This window comes from Paenibacillus taichungensis, assembly GCF_047302525.1.
GTDB classification, from domain to species: Bacteria; Bacillota; Bacilli; order Paenibacillales; family Paenibacillaceae; genus Paenibacillus; species Paenibacillus taichungensis_B.
Genome location: NZ_CP168020.1, coordinates 1353199 through 1378269 on the forward strand (window position 1 = coordinate 1353199; position 25071 = coordinate 1378269).

Annotated in this window: 28 protein-coding genes and 2 pseudogenes; 24 read left to right on the plus strand and 6 right to left on the minus strand. The window is 46.0% G+C overall.

The window, feature by feature from the left end:
* Positions 1-83: 83 nt before the first annotated feature.
* From speD to ACDJ58_RS06115, 3 genes are all read right to left on the minus strand, one after another.
* Positions 84-899 carry an adenosylmethionine decarboxylase gene (gene speD / locus ACDJ58_RS06105; RefSeq protein WP_064639879.1) on the minus strand — a complete coding sequence of 272 codons (816 nt, stop codon included), beginning with the start codon at positions 897-899 and terminating at the stop codon, positions 84-86.
* Between the two features lie 123 nt (positions 900-1022).
* Positions 1023-1604, minus strand: coding sequence for a DUF1273 domain-containing protein (locus tag ACDJ58_RS06110; protein WP_179087229.1), 582 nt, complete (start codon positions 1602-1604; stop codon positions 1023-1025).
* 111 nt (positions 1605-1715) lie between these two features.
* Entirely contained in the window at positions 1716-2849 is a 1134-nt protein-coding gene (locus ACDJ58_RS06115; protein ID WP_413376332.1) for an RluA family pseudouridine synthase, read from the minus strand.
* Positions 2850-3038: 189 nt separating this feature from the next.
* On the opposite strand from ACDJ58_RS06115, the gene ACDJ58_RS06120 reads away from it, so the two are divergent.
* Positions 3039-3455 carry a hypothetical protein gene (locus ACDJ58_RS06120; protein WP_413376334.1) on the plus strand — a complete coding sequence of 139 codons (417 nt, stop codon included), beginning with the start codon at positions 3039-3041 and terminating at the stop codon, positions 3453-3455.
* A gap of 110 nt (positions 3456-3565) precedes the next feature.
* On the opposite strand, the gene ACDJ58_RS06125 is transcribed toward ACDJ58_RS06120, so the two are convergent.
* Entirely contained in the window at positions 3566-4276 is a 711-nt protein-coding gene (locus ACDJ58_RS06125; RefSeq protein WP_413376335.1) for a GT-D fold domain-containing glycosyltransferase, read from the minus strand.
* 353 nt (positions 4277-4629) lie between these two features.
* Between ACDJ58_RS06125 and ACDJ58_RS06130 the strand changes: the two genes are divergently transcribed.
* Genes ACDJ58_RS06130 through ACDJ58_RS06150 form a run of 5 tightly spaced genes read left to right on the plus strand, consistent with a single transcriptional unit; the run spans position 4630 to position 9844 of the window.
* Positions 4630-5319 carry a glycosyltransferase gene (locus tag ACDJ58_RS06130; protein ID WP_310852291.1) on the plus strand — a complete coding sequence of 230 codons (690 nt, stop codon included), beginning with the start codon at positions 4630-4632 and terminating at the stop codon, positions 5317-5319.
* 17 nt (positions 5320-5336) lie between these two features.
* Positions 5337-6326, plus strand: a complete 990-nt coding sequence (locus ACDJ58_RS06135) for a polysaccharide biosynthesis protein (protein ID WP_413376337.1) — start codon at positions 5337-5339, stop codon at positions 6324-6326.
* Positions 6327-6351: 25 nt separating this feature from the next.
* Positions 6352-7914, plus strand: coding sequence for a nucleotide sugar dehydrogenase (locus ACDJ58_RS06140; protein WP_413379519.1), 1563 nt, complete (start codon positions 6352-6354; stop codon positions 7912-7914).
* Positions 7901-8647, plus strand: a complete 747-nt coding sequence (locus ACDJ58_RS06145; RefSeq protein ID WP_413376340.1) for a class I SAM-dependent methyltransferase — start codon at positions 7901-7903, stop codon at positions 8645-8647. The genes ACDJ58_RS06140 and ACDJ58_RS06145 overlap by 14 nt, the downstream gene beginning before the upstream one ends.
* 60 nt (positions 8648-8707) lie before the next feature.
* Positions 8708-9844, plus strand: coding sequence for a glycosyltransferase (locus ACDJ58_RS06150; protein WP_413376342.1), 1137 nt, complete (start codon positions 8708-8710; stop codon positions 9842-9844).
* Positions 9845-9924: 80 nt separating this feature from the next.
* On the opposite strand, the gene ACDJ58_RS06155 is transcribed toward ACDJ58_RS06150, so the two are convergent.
* On the minus strand, positions 9925-10449 hold the full coding sequence (locus ACDJ58_RS06155) for a DUF5412 family protein (RefSeq protein WP_413376344.1): 525 nt from the start codon (positions 10447-10449) through the stop codon (positions 9925-9927).
* A 331-nt stretch (positions 10450-10780) separates the two neighbouring features.
* Here ACDJ58_RS06155 and ACDJ58_RS06160 point away from each other — a divergent pair, with 331 nt between their 5' ends.
* From ACDJ58_RS06160 to ACDJ58_RS06200, 9 genes and pseudogenes are all read left to right on the plus strand, one after another.
* Positions 10781-11635: an Rpn family recombination-promoting nuclease/putative transposase gene (locus tag ACDJ58_RS06160; protein WP_090901965.1), complete on the plus strand. Its 855-nt coding sequence runs from the start codon at positions 10781-10783 to the stop codon at positions 11633-11635.
* 38 nt (positions 11636-11673) lie between these two features.
* Positions 11674-11946 (plus strand): annotated as a pseudogene (locus ACDJ58_RS06165) (PD-(D/E)XK nuclease family transposase); the annotation flags it as partial.
* A gap of 344 nt (positions 11947-12290) precedes the next feature.
* Positions 12291-14171, plus strand: a complete 1881-nt coding sequence (gene recQ / locus ACDJ58_RS06170) for a DNA helicase RecQ (RefSeq protein WP_413376346.1) — start codon at positions 12291-12293, stop codon at positions 14169-14171.
* A 72-nt stretch (positions 14172-14243) separates the two neighbouring features.
* Complete coding sequence (locus ACDJ58_RS06175) at positions 14244-16253, plus strand: B12-binding domain-containing radical SAM protein (protein ID WP_413376348.1); 2010 nt, start codon at positions 14244-14246, stop codon at positions 16251-16253.
* Positions 16192-16545: a hypothetical protein gene (locus ACDJ58_RS06180; RefSeq protein ID WP_413376350.1), complete on the plus strand. Its 354-nt coding sequence runs from the start codon at positions 16192-16194 to the stop codon at positions 16543-16545. Before ACDJ58_RS06175 ends, ACDJ58_RS06180 begins: the two co-directional genes overlap by 62 nt.
* Before the next feature lie 26 nt (positions 16546-16571).
* A complete protein-coding gene (locus tag ACDJ58_RS06185; RefSeq protein ID WP_413376352.1) occupies positions 16572-17252 on the plus strand; it encodes a tyrosine-type recombinase/integrase in 681 nt (226 codons plus the stop codon).
* A 4-nt stretch (positions 17253-17256) separates the two neighbouring features.
* Positions 17257-17322: pseudogene (locus tag ACDJ58_RS06190) on the plus strand (hypothetical protein); the annotation flags it as partial.
* 35 nt (positions 17323-17357) lie between these two features.
* Positions 17358-17687 (plus strand): tyrosine-type recombinase/integrase, encoded by a 330-nt coding sequence (locus ACDJ58_RS06195; protein ID WP_413376354.1) that lies wholly within the window; start codon positions 17358-17360, stop codon positions 17685-17687.
* A 215-nt stretch (positions 17688-17902) separates the two neighbouring features.
* The gene (locus tag ACDJ58_RS06200) at positions 17903-18355 is read left to right on the plus strand and encodes a VOC family protein (protein WP_413376356.1); all 453 of its coding nucleotides are present in this window, start codon (positions 17903-17905) and stop codon (positions 18353-18355) included.
* Between the two features lie 334 nt (positions 18356-18689).
* Here ACDJ58_RS06200 and ACDJ58_RS06205 read toward each other — a convergent pair whose 3' ends face one another.
* Positions 18690-18977, minus strand: a complete 288-nt coding sequence (locus ACDJ58_RS06205) for a hypothetical protein (RefSeq protein WP_413376358.1) — start codon at positions 18975-18977, stop codon at positions 18690-18692.
* Between the two features lie 170 nt (positions 18978-19147).
* Here ACDJ58_RS06205 and ACDJ58_RS06210 point away from each other — a divergent pair, with 170 nt between their 5' ends.
* The 9 genes from ACDJ58_RS06210 to ACDJ58_RS06250 all read left to right on the plus strand — a co-directional run bounded on the left by ACDJ58_RS06210 (position 19148) and on the right by ACDJ58_RS06250 (position 25039).
* On the plus strand, positions 19148-19348 hold the full coding sequence (locus tag ACDJ58_RS06210) for a helix-turn-helix domain-containing protein (protein WP_413376360.1): 201 nt from the start codon (positions 19148-19150) through the stop codon (positions 19346-19348).
* 213 nt (positions 19349-19561) lie between these two features.
* The gene (locus ACDJ58_RS06215; protein ID WP_413379522.1) at positions 19562-20122 is read left to right on the plus strand and encodes a YdcF family protein; all 561 of its coding nucleotides are present in this window, start codon (positions 19562-19564) and stop codon (positions 20120-20122) included.
* A 213-nt stretch (positions 20123-20335) separates the two neighbouring features.
* A complete protein-coding gene (locus ACDJ58_RS06220) occupies positions 20336-20983 on the plus strand; it encodes a hypothetical protein (RefSeq protein WP_413376362.1) in 648 nt (215 codons plus the stop codon).
* Between the two features lie 202 nt (positions 20984-21185).
* The gene (locus tag ACDJ58_RS06225) at positions 21186-21977 is read left to right on the plus strand and encodes a hypothetical protein (protein ID WP_413376364.1); all 792 of its coding nucleotides are present in this window, start codon (positions 21186-21188) and stop codon (positions 21975-21977) included.
* Between the two features lie 128 nt (positions 21978-22105).
* Entirely contained in the window at positions 22106-22552 is a 447-nt protein-coding gene (locus ACDJ58_RS06230) for a helix-hairpin-helix domain-containing protein (protein ID WP_062330028.1), read from the plus strand.
* A gap of 279 nt (positions 22553-22831) precedes the next feature.
* Positions 22832-23128 (plus strand): hypothetical protein, encoded by a 297-nt coding sequence (locus tag ACDJ58_RS06235; protein ID WP_413376366.1) that lies wholly within the window; start codon positions 22832-22834, stop codon positions 23126-23128.
* A gap of 244 nt (positions 23129-23372) precedes the next feature.
* Positions 23373-23804 carry a hypothetical protein gene (locus tag ACDJ58_RS06240; protein ID WP_413376368.1) on the plus strand — a complete coding sequence of 144 codons (432 nt, stop codon included), beginning with the start codon at positions 23373-23375 and terminating at the stop codon, positions 23802-23804.
* 154 nt (positions 23805-23958) lie between these two features.
* Complete coding sequence (locus tag ACDJ58_RS06245; RefSeq protein ID WP_413376370.1) at positions 23959-24402, plus strand: hypothetical protein; 444 nt, start codon at positions 23959-23961, stop codon at positions 24400-24402.
* Positions 24403-24574: 172 nt separating this feature from the next.
* A complete protein-coding gene (locus tag ACDJ58_RS06250) occupies positions 24575-25039 on the plus strand; it encodes a DUF2691 family protein (RefSeq protein WP_413376372.1) in 465 nt (154 codons plus the stop codon).
* Positions 25040-25071 lie beyond the last annotated feature (32 nt).

Consider the following 25071-nt stretch of genomic DNA (forward strand, 5'->3'; position numbering starts at 1 on the left):
CGGAGGCTTCCATTTAGAAATCCTGCTTCATGACATCTTATCCTTGTTCCAGCCCGTATGAATCAGTCCTCACGAATAAGCCATTAAGAAGGACGGTTGATGTTTTTGCCATAATATATCTCATCCATCTCCAGCTTCAACCACTCCGTAATTTCCTGTTGCTCGGCTTTGCTCAGTTTATCTTTGGTATAACCAAACAGATAGTTATCGAGATCGAATTCTTTCAGTTTGCATTTGGTGTGAAAAATGTTCTCCTGATAGACGTTCACGTCAATCATGTCGAAGCTACTCTTGATCTCATCCGGAATGTAATTCTGGATCGAGCCGATCTCATGATCAATGAACAGTTTGCGTCCACTCGTATCCCGTGTAAAACCACGTACCCGGTAATCCATCGTCATGATATCCGTATCGAACGAGTGGATTAGATAGTTCAGTGCCTTTAGCGGCGAGATTTCACCACAGGTAGAGACGTCAATATCTGCCCGGAACGTACTGATGCCTTCGCTCGGGTGGAATTCGGGGTACGTATGAACGGTAATATGGCTTTTGTCGAGCTGCATGACAACATTATCGGGCAGAGGGCCTGGAGATTCATCGAAGGATTCTTCAGGGATCTCCACAATGGGGCCTTCCGAGACAAGCATCGTCACACTTGCACCCTGGGGAACATAGTCCTGTTGGGCGACATTCAGCACATGGGCACCGATAATGTCAGACACGTTGTTCAGGATTTTGCTCAACCGGGCCGCATTATATTGTTCATCAATATATTCAATGTAAGCTTCGCGTTCATCTTTGGTTTTCGTATAACAGATATCGTACATATTGAAACTCAGCGACTTGGTCAGGTTGTTGAATCCATGCAGTTGAATGCGCTGCTCTGGCGTTAATGTCATGGTTGCAGTTCCCCTTTGTCCCATACGACATGGTAATCGCAGTTTTACTACTACTTATACCCAACCTACCGCCAAAAAAAACATATGTACGTCATTCTTTGCTACTCCCCAGTCGTGCACAGATCAGAATGAAGGATCTTCGTAATCCCCGACATCGTTCATCCGTTCATCTTCGGCAACCGATTGAATATCCTCCGAGGTGATGCTGATGATCGTGTAATCTTCATTCTGCTGTTTTTTGACCGCTTTTTCCTTTATAAAACGGGGACTGCCATCCCCGGCATCTTCATCATACACGAGCAGGAGACCGTCGCTTTTGCGCAGCAGTAAGTCATCCCGCGCAGTAAACTGCCACGGGCCGATATACGGCTGACGACTAATCGCGCCATAATAGTCCACACCTTGCAGAATGGAGCGATAATACTCCTGTTTGTCTTCCTTCCATTGTTCCTCGGGATTCTGAAAAGCGGTAATGATCGACAGCTTCAGATCCGGGAACGTCTTCTTCAGCTCAAGCACCACTTCACAGGCCCACAGGTCTACACCGTATTGGCCTGGTGTCAGTACCCATTCCAGCCCGTCTTCGACCAGAGGTGTAAGGCGGGAGGAGATCGCCTTTTTGATGAAAGGAATTCCCTCATGTTTCTGTCCAAAAATCTGTAGTTCATGTGCACGATAACCGGTAATCAGCACGTTTTTCAGCATCGCTTCCTCCTTTCAGGCGTGGTCAGGCCATCGGCCAGTTCCGGCACCGCGGCTTGTCCAGAATCGGCTGAAATCGCTGAGTCAGCGATGCCTGTTCTATGAATCATCCCGTTAGTTCGCTGGCGGAGCATCCGTACGGAATGGATAGAGGAACTGTTTTGGAATATCGGTCTCAAACCTCATCAACTCACCCGACGTTGGATGGATGAACGAGAGTACCCGTGCATGCAGTCCGAGGCGACCCAGTGTTTTGGTGTGAGCACCGTATTTTTTGTCGCCTGCAATGGGATGGCCCAAATCTTCCATATGCACACGAATCTGGTTTTTGCGACCCGTTTCCAGACGGACTTCCAGCAGGGAGAACTCACGGTTCGATTGTAGACGTTTGTAGTGTGTAATGGCATGTTGTCCATCATTCGGGCGAGAACTGGAATACATTTTGAGCGTCTTGGTTTCTTTCAACCATGAGGAAATGGTGCCTTCTTCTTTTGCAACGGCGCCTTCCACAAGGGCAACATACAAACGTTCCTGTACATTTTCTTTCCAGTTGTCCTGCAGCTTCTGCTGCACTTCTTCGCTCTTCGCGAACATCATGACACCCGAAGTGTCACGGTCCAGACGATGTACAATAAATATCCGGTTCAGAGCGTCGGTACGGCGAACATGCTCGGTCAGCTGGCGATAAGCGGTAAGATCATCACTCTTGTCAGCGGCAATGGATAACAGTCCAGCTTCCTTGCGAATGACAATGATATCATCGTCTTCATGCAAAATGTTAATCCCGGTCAGGGAAGGAGCGGCAACAGCGCCTTCTTTGCTGATCGTTACGATCTGCCCCGGCGTAAGCTCCAGATTAAACTTGGTCACCACTTTCTGATCAACGGAGACCTGTCCGCGACCCAGAATGGATTTGACGGCATTCCGGCCGGACTTCAAATGTTTCAGCAAGAAGTTGAGCAGCTCATCAGGTTCAGTAACCTTGTACGGACGTGGTGGTTCTTGCTTGCGATAATAGGAATTGCCCGAGCGTTTGGCTGCTTTGGGTTTGGGTGCTCCGGCTTTCTTGGGAGCCGCGGAGGATTTGGATGCTACTGGCTTTTTCGTCGCACCTGTATTACGTGATGCGGATGGTCCTGATGATTTGGCGGAAGTAAAAGTGGACCGACCGGACCGCGCTGTGGACGAACCTGCGGATGTTTTCCCTTTGGCGGATGTATTGCCTGTTGGGCGTTTACGTTTATTCATAAATAGTAATCTCCTTCTGAACAGCCTGTACCGCTTGTGTGCATACGATCCGTTCATTTCGTTATGCAGTCCAATATACCATTAACCGGGGGCAAATAAAAATAGGTGGAGAGAATCTGTTACCCATCCAATCCAAAGAGAGTTGAGATTCATAGAATAACGTATCCCATAGCATTGGAGGTGTTACTCATGGGTGTGTTTCTCGATATGAGAACTTCGATGAACTCGGGAACCGTAGGACAGCCCGGTTTGTCTCTGGGCCCATCACCAGAAGCGTTCGGCTCCATTGGTCTGCAGACCCTTGGTGTCCCAAACCCCATTATCACCTTGAATGGCACGGTTGGCGTTACAGGAGAAGTGGGGGATACGTTCGTTGTTGAGCTTGTTCGGGGCAGTGTTTACGATCCGTTTTTTGTGATCTATCGCGCCGAAGGTACGATAGGTCAGAACGGTGGCGCTGAATTCCATTCGTTCACTGCACAGGATCTGTCCGCACCGCCTGCACTGGAAAGTGTATATACCTCGTTTATTTCCGGGGTGTCCACATCTGTACGGACCGGACCTGAGGTGTTCTATGGTATTGCAGCCACCGATTGGTTCCTATGAACAGAAGTTTCAACAGGAAGAGTGTTATCATATGGCATCTTATGATGAGCAGACAAAAATCCCGGCTCTAAGGAGTCCGGGATTTTTGTTGTAGTATCTACTTTTTCAGACTAGTTAGCGCGGCCTTTCAAAATAATGTTGTTGGCTTTGCCGAAGTCGATGGCTACTTTGCCCGCAAGTGCCGCTGTTCGCTCCGCAAGTACAACCGCGTTCACGCCACAGGAGAAGAGAGCTACATCGAAGGTATCCTGATTCGTTTGAATCCATTGCAGTGTTTCCTGCATCTGATCCCAGCCGTCGAAGGGCAGCGCAGCTGTAATATTCAGGTGATATGGCTCTTGAACGAGCATGGCTCGCAGCTGCTCAATCTCGCGGGTAACGAGCAGAATACGCTTGCCGGCAAGCATATTCCAGAAGCGGGGCACCTGCGCGAGTTCCCGATTGACACAGGCATGGCAAGTTAGTGCCGGAGCGATGCCGAAATGCGCGAACACCGTATCGGTCAGCTGTCTTTTGAGATGCTCCGGGGCTTTGATGGTACTGTCCCCGTGAGGAAGAACACCTACGATATCTGCCCGTTGCAAGGAAGCGGCAACCTCATCCCGAAGCTGCAGATTGGGTAGACGCAGTCCTTTTTGCCCCAGATTGGCCTTGATGGCCCATCGCTCCTGCAAAACCTGTTCCGTGCTCCAGACCGTTTCCTGGGACATGACGATATTCTCACCATCGCCCACACGGACCAGAGAGAAGGGACGCTTATCCCTCACGGCGGCTTCAAGTTGATCCAGCACACCATCCATTTCAAGATAGATTGGACTCATTGTGGTATAAAGCCTCCTTTGAAAATTCAATTGCTCTATTCTATGTTGCGGCTTCGGCAACGTTTTGTGCGTTCGACCCGCAGGGTGCATCTTCGGTTATATATCAATCTACTTCCGGGACCGGAAGGTGTTGATGGGCTTATGTAAAAGCTGATTTATGCAAAAACCCGTGCAAGTGTCCGGACCGGTTCTATTAATTTTTCATACGTTATAGAGTCGGCTGGATTGGAGAGAGCTTCTGTATAGCAGTTTCAGGCTGACGGAGGCATTTTTTGCGTGGAAAGGGCTGTAAAAACTATGAAAATAGTCTGACTGAATTGAAAGAAGTTCAACAAAAGATGAGGAGGAAGGGCATGTCCAGAAAAGTGGTTATTGAGATTAACTTCAACAATTACGGAATGGACCCACAGCGCTTGACAAGAGAGTGGCTGGAGCGACGAATGAGCATTTTTCGTACTTTCACTCTTCATTGTCTTAAGGCGCAGACGAATCAGGATTTTCTGACGGTGGTGAAGCTTTCCAAGGAATCGGGGGAATTGATGCAAGACATTTTAGCTGAACAGGAGCCGCTGCCTTCCAATATCCGTTTTGGAACAACCATAGAAAGTGTGCGGGCCATCTTGGCTTTTGCAGAAGGGGCGGAGGAGATCTACATGGCGCGTCTGGACTCGGATGATCTGTATCACAGGACCTTTGTTCAGCAGCTCTATGACGTGCAGCCGCAGCCCGGAACGATAGCACTCATCAACCAGAATGGATACTTGTGGGACAGCGTGAATCATGAGATGGCGCCAGCTTTTCATCGTTCCCCGCAGTTCTATGTTTACCTATATAAAACGGCTGAGTACGCTGCGGGATACCGGGTGAAGCTGCCGGGCCGGGGAACACATGGCAATGTCATTGAGCTGCCGCATGAACTGCTGGCTCCGCGCAATTACGTGAATATTGTGCATTCCAACAATACATCCATCAAAAAAGTACCACCGAAAGACCGATTGAGCCGGGAAGAGATGGCTGCGGTATTACGCGAATTCATGATTTGAACAAGGAGGGATTCACCATGATTAAAGGACAAACGATTCTGATCACCGGAGGCACGGGCTCCTGGGGACAAAAGCTGACCGAGGTACTGCTGGAGCAGAATCCAGCCGAGATTCGGATTCTCTCGCGTAATGAGTACGCCCAGATAACGATGCAGCGGGATTTCGGTCATGATGCACGTTTGCGTTTTGTCATCGGAGATATTCGCGACTATCGGGCAGTGGAGGAAGCCTGTCGTGGGGTGGATGTTCTTTTTCATCTGGCAGCACTGAAACACGTTCCGGTATGCGAGGATCAGCCGGATGAAGCGTTCAAGACCAACGTCATCGGCACGCAGAACATTATCCGTGCTGCGATTCGCATGCAGGTTGCCAAAGTCATTGACGTCTCCACCGATAAGGCGGTAGATCCGATTAACGTTTATGGCATGACCAAGGCTCTGGGTGAAAAGATGATGATTCGTGCCAATGGATTGAGCGAGTCCACCCGTTTTGTGTGTATTCGTGGGGGCAATGTGCTCGGGACCAGTGGCAGTGTTGTTCCATTGTTCCGTCGTCAGATTGATGAAGGCAAGAGCCTGACCATTACGGACAAAGGCATGACCCGCTTTTTCCTGACGCGGACGGAGGCCATTCATTTGTTGCTGAAGGCGGCTGAGGCTGCGGTGGGCGGTGAGACATTTGTAATGAAAATGAAGGCCTGCAAGATGACGGATCTGGCTTCGGTCATGCTGGAACAGGCAGGTCGTCCGGCTCACGACTATAAAGTAACCGGGATTCGTCCGGGCGAAAAATTGCATGAAGTACTCATTTCTCCATTCGAGGCACCGCGTACCTACAAATATGACGAGCAATATTATGTGATTTTGCCACAGGAACCGGACAAAAGCCTGACAGATCCGTATAGTGGTCTGCCTCGTGTGATCTTTTCCGAGTATCGTTCGGACAACGCGATGATGAACCGTTCCGCGATTGCCCAATTTTTGCGTGCAGGCGGCTTTATCGATTAATAGAAGGGAGGCGGACCGTTTGGAGGTGGAAGGAATGGTAGAGAGCAGCAAACACGAAGGAAATAAGGAAACACAGGGAGATACCACGCTTCAAAATATAAACAACCGCTCCCTGAAAGCTGCCGTCATTGGTCTTGGGTATGTCGGGTTACCGATGGCGGTGGAGATGGCGCAGGCTGGGTATCAGGTGCAAGGAATTGACATCGATGGGGCGAAAGTGGCTAAGCTGCGTGCCGGGAAATCGTACGTGATCGGCATTGAGGATAAGGTTGTGCAATCCCTTGCTCAGGCTGGATTATTTATGGCGGGGACTGATTTCGCAGCGGTGGGACAGGCGGATGTCATTGTTATCTGTGTGCCTACGCCTTTAACTGCGGAGCACCAGCCAGACATTTCATTTATCGCTGCAGCAGTGGATGGCATAACGCCTTATCTTCAGGAGGGCGGCCTTGTCATATTGGAAAGTACTACGTATCCCGGCACCACCGAGGAGCGTGTAAAGCAGCCGATTGAAGCCGCAAAAGGGTGGAAAGTAGGACAGCAGTTCCATGTCTGTTATTCTCCAGAGCGGGTAGATCCCGGAAGTGTGCATTACGGGGTGAAAAATACACCGAAGATCATTGGCGGCTCCACGCCAGCCTGTCTATCCTATGGAAAAGCATTCTACGGTTCGTTCCTGAACGAGATCGTTCCCGTTAGTTCAACGACAGTGGCGGAGACGGCAAAGTTGTTTGAAAATACGTTTCGCAGCGTGAACATCGCGCTAGTGAACGAACTGACACCTGCCTGTGAGCAAATGGGCGTAAACATCTGGGAGGTGCTGGACGCTGCGGCAACCAAGCCGTTCGGTTATATGCCGTTCTATCCGGGTCCGGGCATTGGTGGACACTGCATTCCAATTGACCCGATCTATCTGTCCTGGGCCGCAGGCCGTCAGGGATCGGAGCTGCAATTCATTTCGCTTGCAGATGCGACCAATCGGCAAATGCCCGAAAGAGTGGTGAAACGTGCCGCCGAGTTGCTCAAACAGAACGGTTCATCGATGAAAGGAGCCCGAATTGTACTGGCGGGTATGGCGTACAAAAAAGATATCGACGACTTGCGTGAATCGCCAGCGTTGGATGTCTATAGACTGCTTCGTGAAGCAGGGGCAGACGTGGTCTTCACCGATCCGATGGTGCCTTTGTTCCGCAAGGATGATGGTACGGTTGCCCAGGCTCAACCAGCATCACCAGCATTGTGGGCAGGGGCTGATCTGGTCATGATTACGACGGATCATACGGGCTTCGATTATCAGGAGATGGCGGATCATGCCAAGTTGATCTTCGATACACGTAATGCTACTGCCGGATGTGTCGGTGGCAATATAGTGGTGCTTGGACAGCCGATTCGGCCGGAAGTGAACGTGGTGCAAGACGTTAATGAAGTACATGAAATGCAAATTCATGAGAACATGCGAGTGTCTCAGACGGTGGATGGGGATAAGCGGGGACACACCGAAACTATCAAGTCAGACCATGAAGCACACAGTGAACCACACCTCAAACAATCGCACGAAAATTCTGGAGGCAGCCATGGCGAATCATGACCGAGTGAGCGAACGTTATTATGGCGAGATCAATTCGGAGGAATCGCACGAAGCCACACGTACCCGTGTTCACTGGATGTGCCGCGAAGCAACAGGCAAACGAATTCTGGATGTCGGATGCAGTCAGGGCATCACTTCCATTTTGCTGGCGCGTGAAGGGTTTCGTGTTACAGGTATTGATCTGGAAGAAGAGAGTATACAATACGCCCGCGAGGAACTGGCGAAGGAGTCCAGACCCGTGCGGAACAATGTGGATTTTCGCCTGCTGGACATTACACAATGGAAAGCCAGAACCACCTTTGATACAGTACTGCTTGGCGAAGTGCTGGAGCATTTTGCCCATCCGGAGACGTTATTGCTGCAAATTCACCGACTGCTGCAGGAGGAGGGAACCCTGGTTGTGACCGTGCCGTATGGTTACCATCCCTTTTACGATCACAAGCAGACGTTCTATGCCGGGAATCTGGCGATGTGCTTGCTGCCGTATTTTGAAGTATTGAAGCTGGAAGTTCATCATAAATATCTATGTTGTGTGGCACGCAAAAGACGGAAAACGCAGCTGTATATGTCACCAACCCTAAACCAACTGACGGAATGGATGGAGCTGGATCACGTACATTTTGCCGCAGTGGAGAAGAATCACCTTCGCCTGATGAATCAGCGCAAGAAAGCGATGGACAATGCGGTGGATCAGGTTAAACGTCTGCGTCGTCAGGAGACTGGGGAAGGGTAGTAGATGAGGCTGAAATAAAAAAAGACCGCAATACGCGTAAGACAGGAAGGGGCTTAAACCGTGATTACCATCAGCCTGTGTATGATTGTGAAGAACGAACAACGCACACTTGCGCGCTGTCTCGACTCGGTCGCAGGCATCGCGGACGAGATCGTTATTGTAGATACCGGTTCATCCGATCGTACCATGGAGATCGCTGCGCAATATACCGACCGGGTCTACACGTATGAGTGGAATGATGATTTCGCCGTAGCGCGGAATTATTCATTCGATCAGGCCACACAGGAATATATCCTGTGGTTGGATGCGGATGATGTGCTGTTGCCCGCGGAACGGGTGAAACTGGAAAGGTTGAAGCAGCAGCTGCCGTCCGACGGTGAGACGGCGGCTGTGATCTTGGGCTATACGCTGGCCGAGGGGCCGGAGGGAAGTCCGCTCGTGACGGACCGACGGTTGCGCCTCGTTAAGCGAGAGGCGGGGTGCCGCTGGCATGGCCGACTGCACGAGCAGTTAGGCTTCCCGCAGAGCGGTGTCATTACGGCAGACATTGCCGTCACGCATCGCCGCGAAGCGGGCCATCATTCGGCGCGAAACGTGCGCATTCTGCGCAAATGGATCGCCGAAGAGGGCGTAGCCCAGGGACGCCTGCTGTTCTATTATGCAGGCGAATGTTATGACCGCCGGTGTTATGCGGCGGCGGTTCGGGCGTACGCGAAGCTGCTGCTGGAGCCGAGCGGTTATCGCGAGGATCGGCTTATCGCCTGCGCGCGGCTGGCGGAATGTTATGAGCGGCTTGGCGAGCCGGGTCGGAAGCTGGGTGCGCTGCTGCAATCATTTCAATTTGACCTGCCGCATGCCGACTTCTGCTGCGCCATCGCTGCCTGCTTCCAGGAGAGGCAGGAGATTGTGTCCGCCATCTACTGGTATATGCAAGCGCTCGATGTCAGCAGCCGCGATCCGGGTTTGCGCCCTGTGCCTGCGGCATGCCGCACTTGGCTGCCACACGCCAGGCTCTCACTTTGTTACGCTCACATAGGAAACTGGGAGCAGGCGCTCCTGCATAACAGCAAAGCAAGGGAGTATCTGCCGAATGACCCCGGCCTGCTCGCCAATCGGCAGAAGCTTGAAGCGGTAGTGAGTAAGGGGAACAGGGGCCCGGAAGAGAAAGAGAAAGAGAAAGAGAAAGAGAAAGAGTAGTGTTGATCTGTTCTAGAGGTGGAATAAGAGCAGCCCTGCTTGCTGTGAGAGTCGGCGAGAGGGGCTGCTTATTTGTGTTTTTATTTTTCGCGTGCAAAGCAGCGAACGTATTGATCCTTCGTACGCAAGCTTCGGCATGCCCAGCCCCGGCCGTCATAGATTTCTTCATCGATATTTAGCGTAATGGTTTCATCTACATACTCATTCCAATTTTCGATTCGGAGCGTGTGTTCATCTTCCCATTCCAGATGGTTATGTCCGTGGTGCTTGGCGCGATAAATGGTTTTTACGGTGGAATCATTCGGATCATTCGTTTTTTTCACATCCACCCAGATTGTGACTCCACCTGCCGCACCACCATAGGGCACACCGTAAATCTCGGCGGTATATTCTCCGTTTCTTGAAGGCATGGAGTAGCTCAGATCTCCTTGTTCGGATCGATCAAACGTGGAGAAGTAAGGGCGAAGCCAGAAATACAGGAATACGGCGGCAAACAGAACAAAAATCAATATCGAAAATGTGGTGATTATCGGGTGTCGGCGTATCCACGATTTTGGTGGTGAGATGTTTGAACAGTCACTAGCATGTGCATGTTGTTTCGACATAAATAAAACGGCCCTCCTTTAATGGCAGTGGGATCAAACGATATAAGGTAATGGATATGTAGGTACGCATATGTCTTTTCTGTAAGCTAATCATTAATCGATGGTAACACATTGCGGATATTAATTAATAACAAATAAGTTAAAATAATCCTTAATCAAGCGAGAGCTAAGTTAAATGGAGGAAGAGAGCCTTGTTAGCAAATTCAGGACTTAAAGAAGCAGTAGGATGTAGTAGTTTGATGTGGAATGTTTAACTTGCCCAAAGGTGGTTGATGCTGCAATTAAGCATGCCAAGCATGGTATAATAGAAAGAAACGGAGTTGATGGTCAGATGTCTGATTTGCTCGATCCTCGGAACGATTTTGTTTTCAAGCGTATTTTTGGCAGTGAAGAAAATAAAGATGTACTGCTAGTTTTCTTGAACCGAACGTTTGCAGAATCGGGGGAACAGCCGCTGACGGAGATTGTACTCCTTAATCCGTATACCGATAAAGATGCTCCGCTGGATAAACAGTCCATATTTGATATTTGGGCGAAAACAGCTGAAGGTAAATTGATCAACATTGAGATGCAGTTATTTAATAAATACGATATTGAAAAGCGGACCTTATACTATTGGAGCAAGCGTTATTCCAGTCAGTTGCAGGAAGGCCAAACTTACAAGGAACTGAAAAAGTGTGTGACAATTAATATTTTAAATTACTCGTTTATCGAAAATGAGCGTTATCATAATGTATTTCATCTGAGGGAAGACCACACTGGACTTGAATTGAGTGATGATCTCGAAGTTCATTTTATGGAGCTGTCCAAGCTGGATGATCAATCCGTTCCGATGGAAGGTGGTCTGATTAACTGGCTTTTGTTCCTGAAAGGTGCTGACAAATCAAATTGGGAGGTGCTACAAATGAATGAACCTACGTTGAAGAAAGCGATGGATACGCTGGAGTTTCTGAGTCAGGATCGTGAAGCACGTCGCTTGTATGAAGAACGGCAGAAGTATTTGCACGATGAAGCCTCAATGATTGAATGGGCTACGGAAAAGGGCATTGCTAAAGGTATAGTGGAAGGCGAACAAAAGAAGGCGATCGAAATTGCAAAAAATATGCTTTCATTCGGCATCGAAGTTTCAGTCATTGCCAAAACAAGTGGTCTAACTGAGTCTGAAGTTGAGGCACTGAAAGATTAGCAACGCAATCCACAGAAAAAACTCGTCCCCACAAACAATGGGAGGTGCTGCAAATGAATGAACCTACATTGAAGAAAGCGATGGATACGCTGGAGTTTCTGAGTCAGGATCGTGAAGCACGTCGCTTGTATGAAGAACGGCAAAAGTATTTGCACGATGAAGCCTCGATGATTGAGTGGGCTACGGAAAAGGGTGAACGTAAAAAAGCTCTTGAGATTGCTAAGAACATGTTATCGTTTGGTATCGAAGTTTCAGTCATTGCCAAAACGAGTGGTCTAACTGAATCTGAAGTTGAGGCGCTAAAAGATTAGCAAATGTGTTTTAAATCTAAACAATTGTCTTGTCCCCAAAAGGGCAGGCGGTTGTTTTTTAATTTGTCCTAGAATGTTCACTCACACCTGATTCTACTTGCATTCTTTCCGGATCACTCAGGATATACCGCTGTTACACATTTGCCAAAGATCGTTTAACAGTAAAACGCGGTTGCTCATTCGGGTCTGGGCCGTTAAACTAAAGGGAGCGGCGTTTGCTTGACGAACAAGTCATGAGAACGCCATTTTGTTGTCAAGGATGCGGTATATGCCGCTTTCGGATGTCAGAATCGGATCGGACCAAGCTGGTGGAAGAACACCGGTGATAAGTAAGGAGTCTTTACATGAGTGTGCAAACACCTACATTAGAAGAAGCGCAGGGTCTCCTGCAAAAATATTATGGCTACCCCGACTTCCGTGAGGGACAGAAAAAGATCGTAGCCAGCCTGCTCGAACGTGAAGATACGCTTGGTATTATGCCAACCGGGGGCGGGAAATCGATCTGTTATCAGATCCCCGCTTTGTTGTATTCGGGTCTGACGCTTGTCGTCTCCCCGCTGATCTCATTAATGAAGGACCAGGTTGATGCCCTGACCACGGCTGGTATTGCAGCCGCCTATATTAATAGTACGCTCAGCGGCAAAGAAGTGAATGATCGTATCCGCGCAGCGCAGCGCGGTGAGCTGAAGCTGCTCTACGTCGCGCCTGAGCGACTGGAGCTAGACTGGTTCCGCGAGGAGATGGGCTATTTGCCAATCTCGTGCGTTGCTGTGGATGAGGCCCACTGTGTGTCGCAGTGGGGGCATGATTTTCGGACAAGCTACCTGGCGGTAGCGCCGTTTGTGGACAGTTTGCCGGAGCGGCCTGTGGTTGCGGCCTTTACGGCTACAGCGACGCCCGAAGTCATGGGAGATATTCTGCGGCTCCTGCGTTTGCAGGACCCGCAGACGTATGTGACCGGACTTGGGAGAGATAATCTGGCGTTTAGCGTGCTGCGCGGCGAGAGCAAAAAGGACTTTGTCCTGAATTACGCGCGCGAGCATGCCAGCGAGCCGGGGATTGTGTACGCCGCTACCCGTAAGGACGTAGACGATTTGCATCAGCGTTTGCTGCAGGCGGGATTGCCAGCAGGACGCTACCATGCCGGGATGACGGACGATGAACGGTCCCAGAGCCAGGAAGCTTTTTTGTACGATGATATCCGGGTGATGGTGGCGACAAATGCGTTCGGGATGGGGATTGATAAATCCAACGTGCGTTACGTTATTCATAACAGCATGCCGAAGAACATGGAGGCATATGTGCAGGAAGCCGGGCGTGCGGGACGGGACGGAGAGCCGAGCCAGTGCATTTTGTTATTCGGAGCACAGGACATTATCACCCAGAAGTTCTTGATCGAGCAGAACCCGATGGAGGGCGACCGCAAACAAAACGATTACCGGAAGCTGCAACAGATGGTGGATTACTGTTACACGACGCGTTGTTTGCGCAGTGCGCAGCTGGATTATTTCGGTGAGGTGCATGAGGACAAGCCATGCGGCATTTGCAGTTCATGTACGGACGACCGTGAGCTGGTGGATATGACGATTGATGCGCAGAAAATATTCAGCTGCATTCACCGCATGCGTGAACGGTATGGTGTATCGCTGGTCGCTTCGGTGCTCAAAGGCTCCCGTGCAAAAAAAGTACTAGATTACGGCTTCAACTCCCTGCCAACCTATGGAGTAATGGGCAATCGTACGGAGCGTGAGATCGCCGAGATCATCAACGTTATGGTGTCCGAAGGGTATCTGATGCTCTCCGAGGGGCAGTATCCAGTTGTTCGTTTGCAACCACTGGCAGTGGAAGTGCTCAAAGGTCAGCGTGAAGTGATGCAGCGGGTGGTCCGCAAGACGGCGGCGACGGCTTCGGGTACAAACTACGGCGGACGTCGTGGACGCGATGCAATGCCATCTGCGGTTAACGAGACGGTATTTGAACAGCTGCGTCTGATCCGTCGTGATCTGGCGGCGAAAGAACATGTGCCGTCGTACATTATTTTCAATGACGCGACCTTGCGCGAGATGAGTGTGGTATGTCCACAGACAGAACGTGACATGCTGGATATCAAAGGGGTCGGTGAGGTCAAGTACCGCAAGTACGGGCTGCCGTTCCTGGAGTTTTTCCAGAAGCAAACGGGCGAAGAAGTGGATACGGATGATGATGCTTTTTATGAATACGAGTGAGATGTTGGATGAAGATTCTTACGTTTTGAAATGAAAAATATAGTCTGGTGGTCCAGACAAAGGTTGTGAACCATGAAAGTTATTCTCTCTACATTAAATGCAAAGTACATCCATACCTCTTTGGCCTTGCGGTGTCTGAAGGCGTACAGTGAGAAGGATTTTGATATTGAGCTGGCCGAGTATACGATTAAGGACCCGGTCATGAATATCGTATCCGATCTGTATCAGCGCGGCGCTGACATGATCGGGTTCTCGTGTTACATCTGGAACATTGAAGAGACGATCAAGGTCATTGATATTTTGAAAAAGGTTATGCCTGAGGTGAAAATTCTGTTGGGCGGGCCGGAAGTGTCCTACGACACGGAATATTGGATGAACCGGATTCCCAATGTCGATTTCATCGTGATGGGTGAAGGGGAAGAGACGCTGCATCAACTTTTGACGGAGCTGGAGGGGGACAAGAAGTTCCACTTCGTCTATGGACTGGCGTATCGCAAAGGGGAAGAAGTCATTCTCATGCCGGGACGGCCAAAAGCTGATCTGAATGATTTGCCGTCACCGCACCGTTTTGAAGAGGATATCCCGGAGCTCGGGAAACGGGTTGTATATTTTGAAACCAGTCGGGGCTGTCCGTTCAGTTGTCAGTTCTGTCTGTCCAGTATTGAGGTCGGCGTGCGGTATTACGATATTGAGCGGACAAAGTCGGACATTCTGTACCTGATTGAGAAGGGTGCGAAGCTGATCAAGTTTGTGGACCGGACATTTAACATCAAGCGGGATTATGCGCTCGAAATGTTCAAATTCCTGATCGAGAATCATCAGGGGACGGTATTCCAGTTTGAAATTACGGCTGATATTATGCGTCCCGAGGTACTGGACTATCTGGCAGAGAATGCGCCGCCAGGCACATTCCGGTTCGAGATTGGGGTTCAGTCCACGAATGATCCAACGAATGAACTGGTGAAACGCCGCCAGAACTTCTCGAAGCTGAGTCGTACCGTAAACAAGGTGAAAGCCAGCGGCAAAATCGACCAGCATCTGGATCTCATCGCCGGACTGCCGGAGGAAGATTACAATACGTTCCGCAAGACGTTTAACGATGTGTTTGCATTGGGGCCGGAAGAGCTTCAGCTTGGATTCCTCAAAATGCTGCGCGGTACGGGTCTGCGTCTGGATGCGGAGAAGTACAACTATACGTATATGGATCACGCGCCGTATGAGATTCTGGGCAGTGATGTGCTGCCGTTCAGTGACATCGTGCGCCTGAAGCGGCTGGAGGATGTGCTGGAGAAATACTGGAACGCACACCGAATGGACCATACGCTGAAGTATCTGATGGAGCAGGAGTTCGATTCGCCATTTGATTTCTTCCAGGCGTTCGGGGATTACTGGGAGGGTCAGGGCTGGCAGAAGATCGGTCACCAGCTGGAGGATCTGTTCACTCGTCTGCACGGTTTCCTAGAGTCGCGTAACACGCCGCATATGGATATCGTGCTTGGCCTGATGAAGCTGGATTACTTCCTCGGCCACAAGTACAAACCACGCAAAATCTGGTGGGAAGATCCGCTCCAGAAAGACCAGTGGGCGGGTTATATGAAAACGTTGGCTGAACGTCCGGAAGACGTTCGCCTGCCGCGTATTGCCGGTGCCACAGGCACGGCGTGGCTGGAAAGCAGCGGTACGAGTGCGATTGCCGCTGGGGAAAATCCGGCTGCTGCCGGGGAAGACTCTGCCGCGGATGCCGCGGGTGTAATCGGCAGCGATGCGATTGGGTCCGCCGGGGATGTAGCGGCGGACGGGGTGGACGGCAACGCTTCGCGTGCGTTGCCGATGACCTCGGCCATGACCGCACAGACGGTCATGGGTGCCCGTGCTTTCGCCGACCTCGGTCTCGGCGAAAAGGAACTGCAGAAGCACACCGTACTGGATGTGCTTCCGTTCCGGCTTGAGCGTGTGCTAGCTGGCGCCAGCCCGCTTGCCGCGAAAGGCCGGACGCTGCTGGTCGTGGTGTACCAGCAGCATGAAGGGCAGCAGGCGCAGTATTACACGCTGCCGCTGGGAGAAGAAGCCGCTGCCATGTAGGTGTAGCGGCATTGGGGAGCTGCATGGCCGATGGCTGCATGCAGTGGGGGAAGCACCATGGCTTTGCCGATCTGGTGCTACAACGTTGAGCACCGCGGTTATGGAGGCGGTGCAATCCCGTGAGGTGCTGCCCCATTGGGCGCAGCACCTTACCCTTACGCGGCTCGCCACTGCAGAAGCCGCGCTCCGCTTCACCTTTTATCAAAACATATATGTTCCGAAAGCATCGGAAGGTCGTCTGATTCCTTATGGGATGAAGAGTGGCCTTCCTTTTTTTGTTTTTCAGGTATAACAACTTCAAGCAAAGGAGAGCTTCAGATGACTAATAAGGCTACAACCAAGGAAACGATAACTATAACGGTAGGTTCCACTGATTCACTGCACATTCGCATCCCATACAACCTCGCATATGTTCAGTGTATTCGCCAGATTACGGGCAGACGTTGGGAGCCCCAACTGAAAGTGTGGATCATCCCTTACACTATTGATGCTGTACAGGAGTTCATAAGCCAGTTCGATCCAAATGATGTTCATATTACCCCGGAGTTATGGATTGAGAGCGAAGATCTACAGCGATGGAAAGCGAGTAGAGGAAACAATAACTCATGGAGCAAAGAACCATTGCAGAAGGCACTAAAGTTACGAGGATACAGCCGCAAAACAATTAAAGCGTATTGTAATCAGGTCGAACGTTTTCTGAAACATATTCCTTTTGAAAAAACGGATGTCAAGACATCTAATGTACAGACGTATTGTCTAGACTTGCTTGAGCGAGGGATCTCCCATTCAAGCGTGAATCAGACGATTAGCGCGCTCCGCTTCTATTGCAAACATGTACTCCATCACCCTACGGAAATCCAGTATATTCGTCCCAAGAAGCAGACCAAGCTTCCGCAAGTATTGTCGGAAAAGGAAGTCGCTCAATTGCTCAAATCCGTAACCAACCCTAAACATAAGGCCATATTGTTTCACCTATTCTTCTGGACTTCGTGTAAGTGAAGTTGTGCGTTTACGGTGCAGCGATCTTGATATTGAAAGGCAAACACTCATCGTGAGACAGGGGAAGGGGCAAAAGGATCGGAGAACGATCCTATCGAGTCTAGCGTGGGATATGGTGCAAAATACGTCACTGAATATAGACCAACTCGTTGGCTCTTTCCAGGGCAATCTTCTGATCGGCATCTTACGGAGCGGAGTGTGCAGAAGGTTTTTGAAGAAGCTAGACAACGCGCAGGCATTGTGAGAAAGGTTAGTATTCATGTATTGAGGCACTCTTTCGCTACTCATTTGTTGGAAAACGGAACAGACCTGCGCTATATTCAGGAGCTCCTTAGTCATACGAGTGCACGAACAACTCAGCGATATACGCATGTTAGTACGAAAAATATTCAGCGTATTCAGAGCCCACTGGATCGTATGGATCTGAGAGATTGAGTACTTCAATAAACCTCCCTTTTTAACCAAATTTTTCTTCGCAAATACCACAGCATAGGTTATCATATACGTAGTTCACATATCAGAGAGGATCTGTGGTATTTACGAAGTACATAAATAAGATGTTATATGACATACCCGAAAACCCAATTTTCTTGATTTTAATAATATTGAAGATAATCAGGTAGTAAATTTGTACACGAGGAGATAATACTATGACAAAAAACAAATTACTAAGAATGGACAATGTCGGCATCGTTGTAGAATCCCTTGATGACGCAATCTCTTTCTTCGAGGAGATTGGCTTGAATCTCGAAGGGCGAGCCACTGTCGAAGGTGAATGGGCTGGTCGCGTAACCGGACTAGGTTCTCAGTGCGTAGAGAATGCTATGATGGTTACCCCAGATGGCCACAGCCGACTTGAACTTTCGAGATTTCTCAACCCACCTACTATATCAGATCACCGGACTGCTCCTGTAAACTCCCTCGGTTATCTACGAGTCATGTTTACAGTTCAAGACATTGACGAAATGGTATCCAGACTAACTAAGTATGGTGCTCAGCTCGTTGGCGAAGTGGTTCAGTACGAGGACTCGTATCGGCTATGCTACATTCGTGGAATCGAAGGACTTCTAATCGGTTTAGCGGAACAACTCGGTAACAAATAAGTATGTAACGGTTTATAAAATCCTTTACTGAAAATACACATTAATAGAGTGGAAATAGAAACAGAAAGGCAGATTGAAAGTAACTCGAAGAAGTCTGGTTCGTCATATAACAGCATATTCACGCATCGGGGCATGCGCCCCTCGGTCCGGCAGAAGTTAGATGTGGATTCGGGGAGACAATGGCAGTAGCAGGGAAGCAAAGTCAGCCGGACACATCCCAACGACTAACTGCGCTTTCGCGCAGCCGGCAGATTCGCTGCCTTAAGTCGCTGGGACGTCGTGAATACACGAACGTTATACGACAGAATTAAGTGAAAAGAGAGCCGTTTGGCTCTCAAGTAGAAGTTATATTTAATTCATTATGTAATTGAAGAGCATCCTTAAAACCTTGCAAGTAGATTTCAGGTTCTAGGATTGTTTGAACTGAGAGGTCTGCATCATCGTAAAGAAATAGAGTTTTATGCATATCCTGAGGTAGAAGTTCATGTAACTGTTTGAAGTAAAGATTTCGATCAGATGAGAATTGATTATAGCTGGTGTTGTTCTTGAGAAGATCGCTATATAAGGCTTCAATTCGATTACGAATCAACGAATCAAGTAAGATTTCTAAAGAATTGTGCATAATGATCACCGTCCGTTATGTTTTATTTTACGAACAAAAGTTCAACTTGTTGAATATTATTTTATCATAATGAAAACTATAGTCAATACATATCAAAGATATTTTTGATTAGGGAAATATATTTTCATATAATTAAAGAAAAATTCAATTCGGATACGAAGGAGTACCAGATGATAAGTTATAAACCATTTCAAAAATTATTGATTGACAGGGAGATTAAGAAACAAGATTTATTGAAAATGACGGGGATTTCATCGGCAACCATGGCTAAGCTCAACACGAATGAGTATGTATCTTTAGAAGTAATTGATAAATTATGTACGGCATTGGAATGCCAGCCTGGAGATCTTTTGGAACATCTAACAGACTAATGAAAGAATAGAATATAAGAGGATGTTGGTTAACTCGAAGAATTGATTCCGTCGTATAACATAATATTCAAGCAACTGCTCCTAACGGAGCCTTGGTCTGCAGGATGGATTTCGGAGAGGAATTTCGGCAGACAACCCATTTGGGGTTCATGAATACAGAAACGTTATAAGAAATTGGTGCAAACTATGAAAATAAAAGGGAGGATGAACGACTTGCCTTATCCTTTTGATTGTATTTCCGAGTTTATGTTTTTTGAAACTGCTATTGAAACGTCTGATGTAATACTAATACCTGGTGGTAGTCATCCTCAACTAATGGAGAGAGCTGCAGAATTATACCATCAGGGTTTGGCTCCTTATATTCTCCCATCAGGAGGATCAACTCCAAATGTTTCCTCTACTGAATGGGAGTTTCTTAGAGACGTAGGATTAAATTTGGGTGTACCAGAAAGTTCAATCTTACGTGAAGATAAAGCGACAAATACGTTTGAGAATGCAAGATATTCATGGGAGTCTCTTCAACAACTGGGGATCAATCCAAGGAAAGCAATATTAGTTTGCAAATCTTATTTTGCTAGACGAGCTTTACTTACATATCAGGTTGAATTTCCTAGTGAGGTAGAATTTTATGTATGCTCGGTAACAGACAAGACTGGTACCACAAGAGATAACTGGTTTTTGGATGAGCAAAAAATAAATTATGTTATGAATGAACTGACGAAGATAGGACAATATTTCAAACACCATATTCCAAATTGGATAAACAATAAGTGACAGTGACAGTATTAGTTCAGGAAGGCACCAACATCTTATAACATTATATTCACGCTTCAGAGCCTGACGGCTCCTTGGTCCGCCAGAGGCATTTCGGGAAGTGATATCAGACGGACAACACTGCGAACCTAACCGCTTCGCTCCTTTAGGATTCTCGGGTTCGTGAACACTGAGAACGTTAGGCGAAACTGAGCTTAAGGAAGAAGGAATATAATGCAGTTAATACATAGAAGAGGCTGGGGAATATTCGAGGATGAAGAAGAGGTTTATTTTCACCTAATGGGTGAAAAAGGTGAGGATCTCGGTTATGCCAAGTGGTCCAATTCACAGGTGAATACTATTTCTAAACAAGAATACTTTTATCATAAGTATGGTCCATACTATGTTGAAATTATGAATTACTTTCAGGATAATATAACTGATTCATGCAGGTCATTAGATGGCTCCGTCTATGTATCACACTATCAACAATCAGACATTCATAAGTTTGATAGTAACGGAAATTTAGAATTTATCCATCAAGATATGTTTGATACAGTCTATGGTTTTGCTGTTTCTGAGGATCTGATTTGGGTTGCTTACCCAACAAGCAATACAATAATGTGTTATAACCTTAAAACATACAAAGAATTGTATTCTATAGGAGACATTGAAGGAACCTTATTTAACTTACCTGAAAGTATATACTTTTACGATGAACTTCTTTACGTCTGTGATATGGAAAATCAACGAATATGTACTATAGATCCGAAGAGTAAAGTACTAAGTTCTTATAAAGTATTTAGAGAACCGGTATGGGAATATATAAGATCTAATAATTATGAGATCGTAAGACTGAAGTCAGGAATTTTTCGGGTATAACTGTCCGCATCGCCTAACAAAACATTTCTGCATCGTCGCCTACGCTCCTTGGTCGCCAAGAGGGATTTTCTGAGAAGTGAATCAGGCGACACATCCAACCGGCTAAGTCTGACGACCCGGTGCATTGCACCTTAAGCCACTTGAATGTCAGAAATGCAGCAACGTTATCAGAAATTTATACATTGATAAAAGGAGAATTAACTTGAAAACTATCTTAGAAATAAAGGACTCATTTTTTAATAAGCTTACTATTTTGAGGAATTATTATATGTCATCTCTTCTAGAAAACGAATTAGCAAATACTCAAATAGAAAAAAACAAATATGATAGCGTTTCTTTAGAGTCAAAGTATAAAAACGAAGAAAATAAATTTATTTTTGGTAGGAAGGATGATGGCTTTTTAGCAACTGAAGTAGAAGTCAATGAATGTATTCATATGATAACTAGCAACAAGGAAAAGACAAAAATGCTAATTAACTTGTTGATAATAAATCTCTGCTCGGCCTTCGAATCTTTTCTAATTGAATTATTTGAATACTATCTAAAAAGCTATCCAGAACATATAAATAACTCTCAAAAACAAATGAAGCTACAAGATGTATTTAAATTTAACGATTTTAATGAACTTAAAGAAGACTTAATTGTTCAAGAAATTAAAAGTTATGTATTTCGCTCTCTAGAAAAACAAATCACAGATTTGGAAGAACACTATAAAGTTAAATTTGGATTTAGCTCAGAAAGTAGGGCAGCTAAAGTCATATTTATTAAGAGGAATTGCATTGTTCACAATCAAAGCCTTGTGAATAAGGAATTGTTTGAGATGTTGACTCACGAGCAAAAGTCTAGAAACAGTATAGGGAAACCAATAAATACTTCGGAATTTGAATTTAGCGAAGAAATACATTTGTTAAACATAATGGGCAGAAGAATAGTAACAACTATTCAAACTGAAATTTCTGAGCAATCAGAAAAGCATAAAAATCTGATAACATAGTATTCACGCGGCGGACATACGTCCTTGGTCCGGCATTCGCCTGACACCCAGCATACGCTGGGTCGTGAATACAGGAGTGTTATCAGAAATCATTTGCAAGTATAGAAGCCTCTAAAAGGAGTAAGAGAATGAAAAAGAACAAGACTCCAATACTAGAATTAACTACTCAAGAGAGAAAGGAGTTAAGAAAAAATAAAATACTAATTAGTGAAATTTATAAATTAACAAATAACGAGATTTGCTTAATTATGAATGTTTCAGAAAATAGAGCCAAGGAAATAAAGGCTTTATCTGAGTTTCAAAGTTTACCTTCAATTGGACCTAAATTTGCAAAGGATTTATTAATGTTAGGTTATTATTCATTGAATGAAATAAGAGATAAAGATGGCGCCAGATTATTTGATGATTTAGAACATTTGTATGGGGAAAGAATTGATCCTTGTGTTGAAGATCAATTTAGATTCGTTATATATTGCGCTAATAATAGTTACTGTGGGAACCAATGGTGGGATTTCACCGAGGAAAGAAAACATTACAGGGATACTTATGGATATTCTAAAGAAAGACCTGAATAATGACTATTGAAGTATATAAGATAATTCGGAGAGGGCATATGACATCTGATAACACCATATTCAAGCTTCGGGGCATCCGCCCCTCGGTCCGGCCGAAGTTAGATGTGGATTCGGAGGGGCATTTCAGTAGCGAGGTAGCGAATTCAGCCGGACACATCCCTCCACCTAACCGCATCGCGGCCGCCCTTCGGGCTTAAGGTAGAAGGACGTCGTGAATACAACAACGTTATATGAAAGATCGGAAAAACAAGTAATTCAATAAAATTAAAGAAATAGAGGATGAATTCTGTGGCAATCTGTATTAAATTCAAGTTATATAGAATGGATGATAACAAAGCAGTATATGCGTATGGGGATTGTTCAGAAAACTTTGAGGGATTATTTGAACTAGATTTAGAAAAATTAATATCAGGCGAGATTCCAAGTGATACGGATATGAGGGAAGTAGTGAAAGTAATTAAACCATGCATAAGTGATATAGATTACCAGCAAAAAGCAAACAGGGCATTTAGTAAAATCTATAAACACTATAAAGAGACAAGAACTTATTTATTAGAAGGCGGTTATTATGCATAAATTTTACTGATTAACACAATGAATAAATACAAAGTTGTGGAAGTAGTTCAAGATGCCCGATCCATCATATAACACATTATCTACGCTGCGGGCTCTGCCCTTGGTTCGCAAGATGGAGTAGTCAGCTCAACCCTACGAGGCTAAGTCCGTTGGACCCGGCGCGTGCGCGCTTTAAGCCTCTCGGGTTCGTAGATACACAAACGTTATCTGAAACCGGTGAAACCAATAAGGGGCTGAAAAAACGATGAATTACAACCAATTAAAAGACTTAGTTAATGTTGATTTAGTTGATTATAAAGATACTCCAGACCTGAAACTCATTCTACGTTTTAGAATTCATAAAGAAACAAACGAATGGCCTTATTTAGATCTGATTAACACCCAAGGAAGTTCAATGATCATTCAAGACGATGATCGATTTCCAATAATCGAAATTCAATTTGACTCGTATATTGGTTTTTCTATTAGAAATGAAAGTTATACAAGCTGGGATACATATGAAGAATTTGAAGGCAAGATATTTAGAATATTTGAAAGATCAAGATATTTGGATTTTATAAGGTTGTCTACTTTTGCAACAGAGGATTACCCGGGTCCTTATAAACATTATGGGGTAGCCGGATTAAATCATATTGTTGATATTGTTTCTATAAAAGATCCTATAATTAGAGTCTAATTTGTAGGCGGATTCAAAGAAGACACCGGCATCAGATAACATAATATTCACGCTGCGGACATTCGTCCTTGGCCCGACATTCGCCGGCCACCCGACATGCGTCGGGTCGTAAATACAGGAACGTTATACGAAACACTTCGAAAGCAGGAAAAACATGAAAACAAATAAGGCGATGAGAAATTTATTGAATGAGCTTGCTCAATCAAACGAATCGATCAGTTCGAATTTATTTAACCCTACTTTTCATGAATGGGACAATTGCATTGTAGTTGATGCTTCAAGTTTAAGAGAGACAGATTCTATTGAAGAAACCATTTATCAAGATCGAACGGATTTAGAAGCCTCAATTAATCATTACCACATAGAGGATTTAAGGACTGGAATAAAACTCATTTCGAATTGGAAAGAGAATATAAAGTTGAACTACTCTGAAAAAGACTTTATTTTAATTTTAAGTTCTACAATTGAAGGAGAAGATGTGGTAATTAGATTCTATCAATTTAGACATGATGAACCTGAATGGATTAAATTAAACGACCTTGAAGGTTATAAAGAAGAAGCTATTTTAGTAATTGAGATTTTGAATGCAGTTCAATGATGCGAAGTGGTTCGTATAACATAATATTCAAGCAGCGGCTCTTAACAGAGCCTTGGTCTGCTGGATGAATTTCGTGGAAGCGTTCCAGCAGACACATCCGACTAAGTCGGACATCGTGAATACAGGAACGTTATCCGAAATCTCTGCAGGAAAAGAATAAGGAGAAGAGTAGATGATAAGAGGAATTAGTTTTGAAATTCCAAATGAATATGGAAGATTTCTCGAAGATATATTAAAACCGTTTAAAGTAGAAGATCATAATTGGTGGATTGGTGGGGAGGAGTCATACATTATACTAGATGGCAAACTGGATGCACTTTTTTCAGGGTTAATTGAATGTATGGAAGGTGAAACACTAAGAAACGTTATAAAGAACAATGATTATTATTTAATATTCCAAGACCTTAAAGCTTTTCCTAAAGATAGTAAACCAATTGAAATTAAAACTTACGACGATTTTCTCAGAAGCAACTGCGAATTGGCATTATTAGTTGTAGATAGTTCTTATACAACAATCTATTGCAAGAATGTCGAGTTAGTAGAAGGACTGTATTCTAACGCAAAAAAACAGGACTATACAAATATAAAATACATAACCGACGAGAATGATTTCAGAACAGGCCTTTCTGTATGGTAAGGAAGTATTAATACAAGTAAATCACGAAGGCA